This window comes from Nostoc sp. UHCC 0251, assembly GCF_034932245.1.
Lineage (GTDB): Bacteria > Cyanobacteriota > Cyanobacteriia > Cyanobacteriales > Nostocaceae > Nostoc.
In genome coordinates this window covers 24,903-37,642 of the sequence record NZ_JAYGHD010000029.1, presented here as the reverse complement: position 1 = coordinate 37,642, position 12,740 = coordinate 24,903, and the positions used below count along the sequence as shown (strand labels likewise).

The 12,740-nt window shown below is 41.5% G+C and carries 10 protein-coding genes; 5 read left to right on the top strand and 5 right to left on the bottom strand.

Annotated elements, in window-relative coordinates; all coding sequences use genetic code 11:
• The first annotated feature begins 53 nt into the window (after nucleotides 1-53).
• On the top strand, nucleotides 54-578 hold the full coding sequence (locus tag VB740_RS06175) for a Tol biopolymer transporter periplasmic protein (protein WP_323199172.1): 525 nt from the start codon (nucleotides 54-56) through the stop codon (nucleotides 576-578).
• A 70-nt stretch (nucleotides 579-648) separates the two neighbouring features.
• On the opposite strand, the gene VB740_RS06170 is transcribed toward VB740_RS06175, so the two are convergent.
• Complete coding sequence (locus VB740_RS06170; protein ID WP_323199171.1) at nucleotides 649-1,656, bottom strand: succinate dehydrogenase/fumarate reductase iron-sulfur subunit; 1,008 nt, start codon at nucleotides 1,654-1,656, stop codon at nucleotides 649-651.
• Nucleotides 1,657-3,127: 1,471 nt separating this feature from the next.
• Between VB740_RS06170 and VB740_RS06165 the strand changes: the two genes are divergently transcribed.
• Nucleotides 3,128-3,565 carry an AbrB family transcriptional regulator gene (locus VB740_RS06165; RefSeq protein WP_229462431.1) on the top strand — a complete coding sequence of 146 codons (438 nt, stop codon included), beginning with the start codon at nucleotides 3,128-3,130 and terminating at the stop codon, nucleotides 3,563-3,565.
• A 185-nt stretch (nucleotides 3,566-3,750) separates the two neighbouring features.
• A complete protein-coding gene (locus VB740_RS06160; RefSeq protein WP_323199167.1) occupies nucleotides 3,751-4,620 on the top strand; it encodes a CPBP family intramembrane glutamic endopeptidase in 870 nt (289 codons plus the stop codon).
• A 370-nt stretch (nucleotides 4,621-4,990) separates the two neighbouring features.
• Here VB740_RS06160 and VB740_RS06155 read toward each other — a convergent pair whose 3' ends face one another.
• From VB740_RS06155 to VB740_RS06140, 4 genes are all read right to left on the bottom strand, one after another.
• On the bottom strand, nucleotides 4,991-6,112 hold the full coding sequence (locus VB740_RS06155) for a geranylgeranyl reductase family protein (protein ID WP_323199166.1): 1,122 nt from the start codon (nucleotides 6,110-6,112) through the stop codon (nucleotides 4,991-4,993).
• A 401-nt stretch (nucleotides 6,113-6,513) separates the two neighbouring features.
• A complete protein-coding gene (gene frr / locus VB740_RS06150) occupies nucleotides 6,514-7,062 on the bottom strand; it encodes a ribosome recycling factor (RefSeq protein WP_323199165.1) in 549 nt (182 codons plus the stop codon).
• On the bottom strand, nucleotides 7,049-7,777 hold the full coding sequence (gene pyrH, locus VB740_RS06145; protein WP_323199164.1) for a UMP kinase: 729 nt from the start codon (nucleotides 7,775-7,777) through the stop codon (nucleotides 7,049-7,051). The genes frr and pyrH overlap by 14 nt, the downstream gene beginning before the upstream one ends.
• A gap of 71 nt (nucleotides 7,778-7,848) precedes the next feature.
• Entirely contained in the window at nucleotides 7,849-8,403 is a 555-nt protein-coding gene (locus tag VB740_RS06140) for a thioredoxin family protein (protein WP_323199163.1), read from the bottom strand.
• Between the two features lie 470 nt (nucleotides 8,404-8,873).
• On the opposite strand from VB740_RS06140, the gene VB740_RS06135 reads away from it, so the two are divergent.
• Nucleotides 8,874-9,773, top strand: coding sequence for an alpha/beta fold hydrolase (locus VB740_RS06135; protein ID WP_323199162.1), 900 nt, complete (start codon nucleotides 8,874-8,876; stop codon nucleotides 9,771-9,773).
• A gap of 333 nt (nucleotides 9,774-10,106) precedes the next feature.
• Nucleotides 10,107-12,734, top strand: a complete 2,628-nt coding sequence (locus VB740_RS06130; RefSeq protein WP_323199161.1) for a site-specific DNA-methyltransferase — start codon at nucleotides 10,107-10,109, stop codon at nucleotides 12,732-12,734.
• The last annotated feature ends 6 nt before the right edge of the window (nucleotides 12,735-12,740 follow it).

The following is a 12,740-nucleotide window of genomic DNA, read 5'->3' as shown; positions in this document are numbered from 1 at the left end:
ATGCCCCATGCCCCATGCCCAATGCCCAATGCCCAATGCCCCATGCCCAATATATGAAACGTGTTTTTTTTATACCTGCATTTTTATGCTTAAGTTTATTGACTGGATGTTTTGGCTACCCTCGACTTTTGAGTTATCCGTTTGATCCGGGGGGTCGGAGCCTCAATAGTTTAGCGTCGGAATTAGACCCGCAGATTTCTGGGAGATACATTGTTTTTATTACTGACCGACGCGGTAGCCAAGATGTTTATATGTTTGATACTGTGACTCGTAATTTGGTTGATTTGCCAGGTTTAAACTCCCTTGATGCGATCGCAACTCATCCTAGCGTTTCCCAAGATGGTCGTTATGTTGTGTTTGGTGCTAGCCGTCAGGGGCGATCGGCTATTTTTCTCTACGACCGGGAAACACGCCAATCACGAAATTTGACTAATAACCTGCAAGCGGAAGTCCGCAACCCTACAATTAGCGCTGATGGTAGTAGGATTGCTTTTGAATTTAGTAACAACGGACAGTGGGATGTTTTAGTATATGACCGTTATGGACGGCCGTTGAATATACCTCAAGAATCACGTTGAAGAATGGGGAGTGGGGAGTGGGGAATGGGGAATGGGGAAAGAATATTCCATATTCCCTATTCCCTATTCCCTATTCCCTATTCCCTTCTACCTGTTGCACAGATTCAATTAGCGATCGCACTTGTTGCGTCCCTTCTGAAGGTTCAAATGATAAAGGAAACTTACCCCGAAGAATCATCCGCAAACCGAGGGGTGCAAGACTGAGTAATCCTTTTAAATCTTTAAAGTAGTTACCGACAACTTGTAAACCAAATTGACGTTCATCAATCCAACCACCTTCTTTAACTAAATCCACCAATACTTTTCGGTGACGAATTGAGCGACTATCACTGGCTTGTTTGTGGGTAAGAATTTCTTGTTTAATTTTGGTGATTTGTTCTAATGGTGCAACCTCCATTGGACAAACTGAATCGCAGTACAAACAACGGGTGCAACCCCATACGCCTTTAGTGCCTTCGTTGTAACTTTCTAAACGATTTTCGGTGTCGCTATCGCGGGAGTCTGCTACCATCCGGTAAGCTTTGGCAAGGGCATGGGGGCCAACAAAGTCTGGATTAACTTCACGGGCGTTGCATTCAGAGTAACAAGCACCACACATAATACAATTACCAGTTTGATCAAGGCGCGATCGCTCTTGTGGTGTTTGCAAAAACTCTCTTTCTGGTACTTGTCGTGCTGCCGTACTCACATAAGGAGCAACTGCCTCTAGATTATTCCAGAAACTGCTCATATCTACAACCAAATCTTTAATCACCGGCATATTGCCAAGAGGTGCGATCGTGATTTCGCCAATGGCATTTACTTTATTTTGGGATGATGGTATTTGTTGTAATCTGGCAAGTTCACTGCCAACATTTTCCTTACAAGCTAAAGCAGAACGTCCATTGATTCGCACAGCACAGCTACCACAAATTGTATTACGGCAATTTTTGCGAAACGCTAAAGTTCCATCTTGCTCCCACTTAATATGATTGAGGCAATCCAAGATTGTATTACCTGGTTCTGCCTCTACAAGGTAGGTTTGCACAATCGGGGAGGAATTTTGTTGCTGTCGAATGACCTTAAAAATAACTTCCATGACTACTAACCAAAATTTTAAAATTACTTCACCAGTCTCAACAATCATGAGTCAAGGCAGGTAGTTCCGAAAAGCGAGATATACTTTTTTGCCCTTAATTCAAACCCTGGTGCTAATAGGCTGACGATGAAAGAGCGACTGATTATAGTTTAAGGATAACCATTAAAACTTTACTTGTAACAGCGCTGTAGACAAGATTTATGTCAAATTCTGAGATAAAACGCCAAAAATGTAATCATAGCTTTGCATTGAATTTACCTGTTTAGGAATGTAAAGAGAAGAGCGTTTGCTAAGAAAGGGATTTACGTTCATCTGTTATCTAGCGATCATATCCAAATTAAATGCATTTCAGGTTAGTGACACGTCTTGATGTCAACTTGAGTCAGAGCAACTAGCTAGGAAATTCCACCTTCGCTACCGCTTGACAGAATTTTTTGATTATTTATATAGAAGTGTAAAAGGGTATGTTCAATATATAGTAGTGGCAATCAAGCGCTAGGTATATGCTATGAGATTTATTCTAACCATAGACAGACGTACAAAATTCTCTGACTGCTTTTGAGCTGACGATAACAAACCGAGGGAGAATCCTTACCATTTTCAAAGAAAAGTTCTTGCGCCGGGAATCCCTGATGCGTGAGACTTTTATATTTTTGCTTCCTCTCAATCAAGAAAATCTTGGATTTAAGTCATTGGTCAAAACTGCTTGTCTAAATTAGATAAATTTTTCTAAAAGGCATAGGGCAATACTCACGCTTGCAATAAAGGGTTAGGAAAATCGTCACTGCTTTTCCTTTCCTTAAGTCCAGAAATTTAAATAAAAATTTACTAGCAACTTTAATTCAAAATTAAACAACTATTTTGCTATTATTAGTCCATGCTAGTATTTAATATAAAATTACGAAAACACAAAACAGAATCAATAGCCGTATCAGCGCGGCTACTACTGCTTTGTTGATTCGTAATGTAGAGACAAGAAAATTCGTGTCTCTACTGGCAGGACAAAAGGGCTTATGCCCGTAGGACTCTATTGAAATACTATGCTGTCCTAAGCTTGAGAGGACGAGTAGAGAAAACTCTACCTGCTCATTGGCCAAAAGGGCAAGCACTAGAAGTGGAAAACCTGCATTTATTTAGGTCTACGACTTATTTGGAGTAGAACCAACCCAATTTGTAAAGGTGGCTGAAAGTTACACCGCTACAGTAGCGCCAAAAGAGAAAATCAGTTCATTTCTGATGGCGAATAATGGTTAAAAGTGCCGTAAAATCAGCAAAATTAATTTCTATGGCAACTATGACCTCTAATTGGTTGTGGACAACCATATATAGAAGTGCTTTTGGCTCCTATCGGCAGGAATTCAACCATTACACTAGAGTCCTAAGTAGCTCTATGCAAATGCTAAAAAGCCAAATGCTGGCATGAGACTACATCGTTTATCAGTTTGGAGAGAGTAAGGAAAATTTGAGCATAATGACTGAAACTGCAACCGCGCCATTAACCGGAAAAGCACTACTTGCTAAAGTAAAAGAACTTTCCACTTTACCACGCCGAGAAAGAGCTAAACAGTGCGGCTATTACACTGTTACTAAGAATAACCAGGTTCGTGTCAATCTCACCGATTTTTATGACGCTTTGCTATCGGCTAGAGGAATTCCTCTAAGTCCAGAAGCACCAAAAGATGGCCGTGGTCGTGAACCGACATATCGGGTTAGTGTCCATCAAAATGGTCAGATTGTGATTGGTGCTACGTATACCAAAGCAATGGGCTTAAAACCTGGAGATGAGTTTGAAATTAGACTGGGATACAAGCATATTCACCTGATTCAACTGGGTGAAACTGATAAAAAACTAACCTCACAAGATATAGACTCCGACGAATCGGACGAAGATTTGGAAGAGGAAGAGTAAATTTACTGATGGTAGGGATAAGTTTCAGGTAATGATAACTTGTCCTTACCACAACAGTAAACTGGTAGCTCTATTTACAAAGTTTTGTCCCAGATAAAAAATACGATTAGACCCCTTGCAGAAGTTACCAAATTTAGTAGAGTCTTGATTAATCAGCAAGAAATCTATAGTGCAAGAAGTCTATCGTGTTTTTTTTGTTTATTTTGATAACTTTCTTTGAGTCTCCTGTCAACGCCTTACTGGCATTTATGGAAAATGCACCAGCACTAATTGTAGTGATGGCATTTTTTATTTGCTGGATAGTTTGCTGGTTGCCAGTGGCAACAGTATCAGCAATATTGCTTAATTGGCAACCACCTAAACCTTTGCAGCCAGAGCAAAAGATGCCCTTATTGGTGTCACTATACCTATTAGCTCCCCTGATTCTGTGGGGAGTTAGTTGGTTAACCAATAAATCTTTTTCGGACTATGGCCTTGTTGGGAATATTTCAACTCTTGGTTCTTTAGGGCTAGGTTTCGGTTTAGGGGTAATGAGCCTAGCTATTGTATTTAGTGGGCAATTCTGGTTAGGTTGGTGTTCTTTTGAAAAGAAGAATTTCAAGTTACTACTACCCATCTTGCTACCGATTTTCTTGATAGCGTTATTAGTCGGTGGGATAGAAGAGTTAATTTTTCGCGGTTTCCTGTTTACTGAATTAGCGCAGGACTATCCAGTTTGGGTAGCAGCAGCAATTTCTAGCTTGATATTTGCCTTGCTACACCTAGTTTGGGAGCAACGCGAAACCGCACCTCAACTCCCTGGATTGTGGCTGATGGGAATGGTGCTGGTGTTGGCACGCTTTGCGGCAAGCAACAATTTGGGTTTAGCTTGGGGGCTGCACGCGGGATGGGTATGGGCGATCGCCACCCTAGACACAGCAGAACTAATTACTTACACAGGTAAAGTCTCTGACTGGTTTACAGGTAAGAACAAAAAACCTCTAGCTGGCTTGGCGGGTATTCTTTGTGTACTGGGAACTGGAGTGATTATCTGGGTTTTCTCTAGGTATTTTTAATTTCGCGTTAGTTGTCTTACGGGGCTGGGTAAAAACACGCCTGCCCTAGCAAATGGAATTCGCGACTGTACAGACAAAATCCACCTTTCCTTCGGAACGCTACGCGAACGTGGGTTTCAAATTCTTTGAGTTTGGGTAGGCGGACTTAGCTTGTGTAGCCGCGATTTCTAATTGCCTGGTTATCATTTGCAAAGGTGAAATGCTCCTGTTGGAGACTCACGTTTTCTTAAAGACATCGGAGCCTCCAATAACGTACTTACAACTATTAACTAGTACAGTACGGCGGAAATAAACATACCATTTCAAATGGCGCAAAAACCTTGATATACAAAATTTTTGACTTTTGACTTTTGACTTCTGCCTTGCGGTACTAACCCCCCAAACCAGGAATTAAACGCTTGAGAGCGCGACCGGCAACATCACCATAACGAAGTTCTCCACATAGAATCTTGCCCATGATTTGGGCACCAGAGGGGCGCTTAACACCAACTTTGTAGCCAATGCTTGGAAAGCGATAGAATGCTCCACCTAATTTTTGCGCCCAAGCCATCTCAGTACCCCATTCTTCATTAATGGCTTCGCTATATTTTTCTAAAGCGTTAGCATCACCAGAAAGTGCCTCATTAATGGCTCCTGCTGCAATTAAACCGCTAAAAATCGAGGGACGAATGCCTTCTGCTGTCATCGGATCAACCACACAAGCAGCTTCCCCAGCCAAAACCGCATTTTGAGTATGCAACTTTTGGTTGCCATTCCATAAGCAAAGGGGATAACCATACTGCTTACTAGTTTTAATATCTACATTAAACGATCGCGCGTACTCATCTAAAATCTTCTTAAAGTCTTGAGCTTGGCCGCCGATAAATGTACCGACACCAATGGAATAACCGTCCGCCTTCGGAAAGTTCCAGATGTAACCGTTTTTCACCAAGCCAAACTCGAAGTGAATTGTGGATTTGTCCTTCACATCTGCGAGAACTTCTGCTTCTAAAGCTCCTGCTAAACGGCGTTTACGGTCTTTGAAGCCTAGCCATTTTGCCATTGGCCCTTTGACACCATCAGCCGCTATTAAGTAGCGAGCTGTAACTGATCCATTGGCTGTGTTAACTTGCCAGTGATCACTTTTAAACTCAATACTCGTTACTTCAGTATTATCTCGTAGTTCAGCCCCTTGCTTCTGTCCTTGCTGCACTAAGAAATGGTCAAAAATATCTCGTCGCACCATCCAGACTGGTTCTTTTGTGGCAATTTTCGCTTCCACGGGGTCGCCCAATTTCCAGGTAAAGCGAAGAGAGTCGGCTTTTACAGAAATTGCTGGGCTAAAATCAAAGTCAAACCATTGAGCGATCGCTGGAGATACACCACCGCCACAAGGTTTATATCTTGGTAGGGATTCTTTTTCTAACAGTAATACTGAGCGACCTTGCTTGGCTAAATGATATGCAGCTGTTCCACCAGCTGGCCCAGCGCCGACGATGATGCAGTCGTACATATGGCTAAATTTTTGCTCCTGAATTGGTGGTTTATGTTCTATTGAGGTAAGTAATAATCAATCAAACTATATTACGTAATGTAAAAGTAATAAAACTAGTTTGTAGTAAGCGGCTAAAGCAGCTTATTACAAACCTTTAATTATTCACGCTCACATACTTGCTGAATATTTGTTAAATACTTAAGAAATGATAAAGGCTGAAGAATTTAACCATCATCCTTCAGCCTTTATGCTTCAGACTTTAGACTTTAACAGTGAGCAGTGAATAGTTTTCAGTTATCTATTTATCCCGCAAGTTTTAAGTCCCCCATCATAAGGTGGAATGCGTTGGTGGCGGGTTTAAAACCTACGCCGATACGCTGTCAGGACTGATAACTGATAACTGATAACTGATAACTGGTTTAAACAGTCGTGATGTCTTTTTCTTTTTCTGCCAAGAGTGCGTCTATTTTGGCAGTATATTCGTTTGTGAGTTTTTGCAAGCTGTCTTGTTGGTCTTTTGATTGATCTTTGGAGATTTCAGAGGCTTTCTCCTGTTTGCGAATCGAGTCTAGGGCATCGCGGCGGATGTTACGAATAGCAACACGACCCTCTTCAGCATATTTGGATGCCATTTTGACGAATTCTTTACGGCGGTCGCTTGTCAAAGGCGGAATATTCAGCCGAATTACAGAACCATCATTGCTGGGGGTTAAACCTACATCTGAGAGGGAAATCGCCTTTTCAACGATGTTTAGAGTGTTGCGCTCGTAGGGCTGAATCAGAATTGTCGAGGCATCTGGCGTGCTAATATTTGCCAGTGATTTTAAGGGTGTAGGTGAACCATAATAGTCCACCAATACCTTATCTAATAAACTCGAATTGGCGCGGCCAGTGCGAATCGTGTTAAAAGCTCGTTGAGTTGACTCAACAGAACTGTGCATTTTACTTTCAGCTTCAGCTAATATCACAAGAACCTCCCACAAGGGTACCGATGGATTCTCCCAAGACTGCTCGGTGGATGTTACCTCGCACCGTTAGGTCAAATACCAGAATTGGGATATTATTTTCTTTACACAAGGCGATCGCAGTACTATCCATCACCCGCAAATCTTGGGCTAAAACGTGCGCGTAGGTTAAGCTATTGTAACGCTTGGCGTCAGGATAAATATGAGGATCGGCATCATATACTCCATCTACTTTGGTGGCTTTAAAAATCACCTCAGCATCGATTTCTGCTGCTCTTAATGCCGCAGTCGTATCTGTAGTAAAAAAGGGATTTCCAGAACCAGCACCAAAAATTACCACCCGCCCTTTTTCAAGATGACGGATGGCACGACGACGAATATATGGTTCTGCCAATTCTTGCATAGCGATCGCAGTTTGTACCCGCGTCTGTACTCCTATACGTTCTAGCGAATCTTGCAGCGTCATGGCGTTCATTACCGTGGCAATCATCCCAATATAGTCAGCGGTTGCCCTATCCATCCCCGCCGAAGCTGCTTTGACGCCACGAAAAATATTGCCGCCGCCAACAACTATGGCGATTTGAGTGCCAGTGGCTATCACCTCTGCTAATTCTTGTGCTATTCCTTTGACCACCTCTGGATCAATGCCATAGCCCATGTTGCCCATTAAGGCTTCACCGCTCAGTTTGAGTAAAACCCGTCGGTAATTCGTTCCCATGAAGTTCCGCTTTATCAAAAAAGTTGCAATTGCCTCCAATTTAAGATAGCAGTTACAGGGACTATCTATGTCTAGTTACGCCAAATCAATGTAGTACCTATTGGTTCTGTTTGTGGTATATCTATTTCTTGACCAAGAAACAGAGAAGCGATCGCAGTTCTCAAATAATCCTCACCCATCGATGATGGGTCTTGGGGATGATCGTCAATTTTTCCTTTGTAGCGGACTATACCATTAGTATCTATTAAAAATGCCATTGGTGTTTTTGTGGCACCAAAACTGCGGGTTACATCTTGCGTTGAGTCCCACAGGTAAGGAAAGTTCAAATCGTGACGCTGGGCAAAAGCTTTCATATTTTCAAAGCTTGGCCTAGTGTCGTGATTACCATCACTACCATTCATACCAATTAATGTGAAGCCTTTTGGGGCAAATTCGGCTTGAATGTTTTTTAACCTGTCTATATACCACTCTACATAAGGGCAGTGGTTACACATAGAAATAACGCCCACTGCTCGGAACTTCTCAAGATAACGCCTGAGATGGTGGACTTGACCATCAATTCCTGGCAGTTCAAAATCGGGTGCGTAGTTCCCAACGGGAGTATCGATTGTCTCTAATATATTCATGTTTTCTGGCTCGCAGAATTAGGAACAAGAAAAATATTGTTAAATTCAGCGTCAGTTTCCAGTTGCAAACCACCCCTTAGCCGATGCCTCATATTCGACAATGTTATAGACTCACATTAGCGATCGTAAATTGTGAAACTACTGAATCTAGCACTGATGCTAATTCCCTCACATCTAAAAAATAGCGAAGATATTACTCACATTACATAAATTATGATTTTTAATACTGACATAATCTTAATTTGTGAGTAAATTACCTGTATCAACAAGGTAAAAACTCTCTCTGCTAGATAAAACTATCAGATTGATGTTAGTGTTATTACCCGATAAGATTTCGTAGTGTATGTCTAAACTATCACTAAAGTGAATGATTTCCTTTGAAACTCTGATAAATTTTATTCAAATTCAGAATAATTTTACTTGGGCCTTACTTTTGACAGGCTTTTCCCCTTGTATTTATTAAATTTCCCATGACAACCTCAAGTTCAAAAACAGCACTTAACTCTACAAAAACCTGGATTTGGCAAGGTTTTCCTATCTGCTATCAAACCCAAGGCGGCACTGGGCCAGTTGTTGTTCTCGTGCATGGATTTGGCGCTTCTTGGTGGCACTGGCAAAAAAATATTCCCGTTTTAGCACAAAGTTGCCGTGTTTATGCGATCGATTTAATTGGTTTTGGCGCTTCCGCAAAACCTAAACCTGGTGAAAAAATTGCCTACACACTAGAAACCTGGGGACAACAGGTAGCAGATTTTTGCCGCGAAGTAGTGGGTGAGCCAGCTTTTTTAGTTGGAAATTCTATTGGCTGTATTGTAGCCATGCAAGCAGCAGTAAGTAACCCGGATATTGTCTTAGGAGTTGCTTTACTCAACTGTTCTTTACGGCTATTGCACGATCGCAAACGGGAAACTTTACCTTTGTCTCGTCGTTACGGAGCGCCTTTACTGCAACGGGTGCTATCTATTAAACCAGTTGGTGATTTCTTTTTCAATCAACTCGCCAAACCGAAAACGGTGCGGAAAATTCTGCTGCAAGCTTATGCAAATGCTGAGATGGTGACAGATGAGTTGGTAGATATTCTCACTTCACCAGCAAGCGATGTGGGGGCTGCTGCTGTGTTCCTTGCTTTTACTTCTTATTCTACAGGGCCTCTACCAGAAGACCTTTTACCATTGTTACCCTGTCCTGCGATTATCTTGTGGGGAACGGCTGATCCGTGGGAACCAATAGAGTTAGGGAGAGAATTAGCTAACTTTCCCCAAGTACAAAAGTTTATTCCTTTAGAGGGAGTGGGGCATTGTCCGCAGGATGAAGCACCGGAGTTAGTCAATCCGATTTTACTCGATTGGATTTTGGAGCGATCGCGGTAATAGACAAAGGCTCAATTTTCACGTCATAGGTGGTTTAGCTTCGCCGATAATCTGTGAGGTAGAAAAGTCTTTGCGAAAAATCCAGGGTTTTCGCCAGATAAAGAAAACCGAGTTCTTAATTTTGGATAAAGTCGAGCTAAGACACACCTCCTTTAGGTTGAGGTAGGCTTAATATCTTCAGATGCAGGTGAACCCGTAATACTCATTTGGTTGGAGAAAATTTACCAACGAGTAGTAAGCCAGTTGAAAAGCTAAGTCATGAAAATTTTAACGAACTGGTTTAAAAGGTCTAATAGATTGTAAATTAAAAGCTCTGAGGCAAGGGAAACTGATATGGCAAGGCAGAGGAAATCAGAGCAGAGAGAAATTGAGCAGTACAAGCATGAAAACCAGCAACGAGCCAATAACCCACCAATTGGGCTAGTTAACCCAGATACTGACCCAGAAGAGGGTACTAAGAAATATGCCTACGATCCTCACCTTGATCCTCAGTTAGTTTGGGCTGGGAAAGTAGAGCATACCAGTTTTGAAGTGCCTACAGTATCACTACACGTCCATGAACGCATAGATCCGCGCACAATTATTGAGGCAGTACGGAAGCGCAAGGATGAAAAGGTTAAACAACTGTCCTTATTTCAAACCCCAGAAGAAAATCCCCCTATTCGACAGGCTATTGAGTTCTACAAGCACAAGCATAATTGGACAAACCGATTAGTTGCTGGAGATTCCCTTTTAGTAATGAACTCATTACTAGAAAAGGAAGGTATGGGGGGGCAGGTGCAGATGATTTATATCGATCCGCCTTATGGAATTAAATATGGTTCAAATTTTCAGCCATTTGTCAATAAGCGAGATGTAAAGGATGGCAAAGATGAAGACTTGACGCAAGAACCAGAAATGATTAAGGCATTCCAAGATACTTGGAAATTAGAAATTCACTCTTATTTAACTTATTTAAGAGATAGATTCCTATTAGCACACCAATTATTATCAGATACAGGCAGTATATTTGTACAAATATCAGATACTAACTTACATCTTATAAGAATTTTAATGGATGAGATATTCAATGTTAAAAACTTTGTTTCTCTCATTAGCTTTCAAACTACCTCTGGTTTTGCCACAAAAACTATTGCTAGTCTGGGAGATTATCTAATTTGGTATGCTAAAGACAAAAAAAATATTAAGGTAAGAAAACTTTTTCAAGAACAACCTGTAATTCTAGGTGAAGGTAATGCCCGATGGTTGTTGCTACCAGATGATAGTTATCGAGGTATTTCCTCTCCTGAAAAACGTGGAGAAGAACCATTACCAACAGGAGCAAGATTTTATAAGCCGGGTGATATGGCTTCACAAGGAGCAGCAAAAGAACCTCAGCCATTTATATATCAAGGTAAAACTTATCTGCCAGGTAGTAATTCTCATTGGAAAGCTAACTATCCAGAAGGTATGGCTAAACTGGCATTAGCAGGACGTATTCATGTTGCAAGAAATAGTATTCAATATCGTCGCTTTGCTGATGACTTTCCATACCAGGAAATTGGCAATATGTGGACTGATACACAAACAGGAAGTTTTACAGAAGAAAAAATATATGCAGTTCAAACAAATACTAAAGTTGTTGAACGCTGTCTTTTACTAACTACTGCTCCTGGTGATCTCGTCCTTGACATCACTTGTGGCTCTGGCACAACTGCCTATGTTGCCGAACAATGGGGACGTAGATGGATTACTTGTGATACGTCACGAGTGGCTATAGCTTTGGCAAAGCAGCGTTTAATGACTGCAAGCTTTGACTATTACCAATTAGCGAGTTCAGAAGAAGGTGTTGGTGGTGGATTCAAATACAAAACTGTACCTCACATCACCCTTAAATCTATTGCTAATAATCCAGAAATTCGTGAGGGTATAACACGGAATCAAATTGAAAAAGCAATCCAGAAATATGCTGATCAAGAAACCCTCTACGACCAACCTTTGGTAGATAAATCAAAAGTAAGAATTACAGGGCCATTTACAGTTGAAGCTGTCCCTGCACCAACAGTTAAACCTCTTGATAATGCTGAAGAATTTGCCGATAATACAGAGGCAGATCAATCTATTGCCCGTTCTGGCGAAACACTGCGGCAAGCAGAATGGCGAGATGAGCTTTTCAAAACAGGAATTCGAGGTAAAGGCGGTCAATACATTCTATTTTCTAGAGTTGAACCTTTACCGGGAACTCGTTGGCTTCATGCTGATGGCGAAACTAAACCCAGTAATGAAGAAAATGACACTTCTCAGGGAGGTGGCGGTACTCAGAACAAGCCAATGCGAGCTGTTATTTCCTTTGGGTTAGAACACGCTCCTCTCGATCAACGCCAAGTAGAAATGGCAATTCAAGAAGCAGAAACCCAGAAACCCAAACCAAAATTAGTTATTTTTGCGGCCTTTCAATTTGATCCTGAAGCAGCAAAAGACATTGATGAAACTAACTGGCCTGGTGTTACTCTACTCAAAGTACAAATGAATGCGGATCTACTTACAGAAGACCTGAAGAAAAAGCGTGCCAGCAACGAGAGTTTTTGGCTCATTGGTCAACCCGATGTCGCACTTCGTCGTATTCATAGAGGAGAAGATACAGGTAAATGGGAAGTTGAAGTTCATGGCTTCGATTACTACAACACCAAAACCGGAAATATAGAATCTGGCAGTGTTGAAAAAATCGCCATGTGGATGCTAGATACTGATTATGACGGCAGAAGTATTTTTCCCAGCCAAGTCTTCTTTCCAATGGCAGGAGAGAAAGATGCCTGGTCACGTCTTGCCAGAAATCTTAAAGCCGAGATTGACGAAGATTTAATTGAGTCCTATCAAGGAACTATTTCATTACCTTTTGAAATGGGTAATTATCAGCGCGTTGCTGTAAAAATAGTTGATGATCGGGGAATCGAATCTCTGAAAATTATCCGGCTAACTTAGAAGATT

Coding starts and splice junctions, on each gene's coding strand:
- VB740_RS06155 (WP_323199166.1), bottom strand. CDS start 6,112: ATGTACGACTGCATCATCGTCGGCGCTGGGCCAGCTGGTGGAACAGCT.
- VB740_RS06170 (WP_323199171.1), bottom strand. CDS start 1,656: ATGGAAGTTATTTTTAAGGTCATTCGACAGCAACAAAATTCCTCCCCG.
- VB740_RS06175 (WP_323199172.1), top strand. CDS start 54: ATGAAACGTGTTTTTTTTATACCTGCATTTTTATGCTTAAGTTTATTG.
- VB740_RS06140 (WP_323199163.1), bottom strand. CDS start 8,403: ATGAATATATTAGAGACAATCGATACTCCCGTTGGGAACTACGCACCC.
- pyrH (WP_323199164.1), bottom strand. CDS start 7,777: ATGGGAACGAATTACCGACGGGTTTTACTCAAACTGAGCGGTGAAGCC.
- VB740_RS06135 (WP_323199162.1), top strand. CDS start 8,874: ATGACAACCTCAAGTTCAAAAACAGCACTTAACTCTACAAAAACCTGG.
- VB740_RS06130 (WP_323199161.1), top strand. CDS start 10,107: ATGGCAAGGCAGAGGAAATCAGAGCAGAGAGAAATTGAGCAGTACAAG.
- VB740_RS06165 (WP_229462431.1), top strand. CDS start 3,128: ATGACTGAAACTGCAACCGCGCCATTAACCGGAAAAGCACTACTTGCT.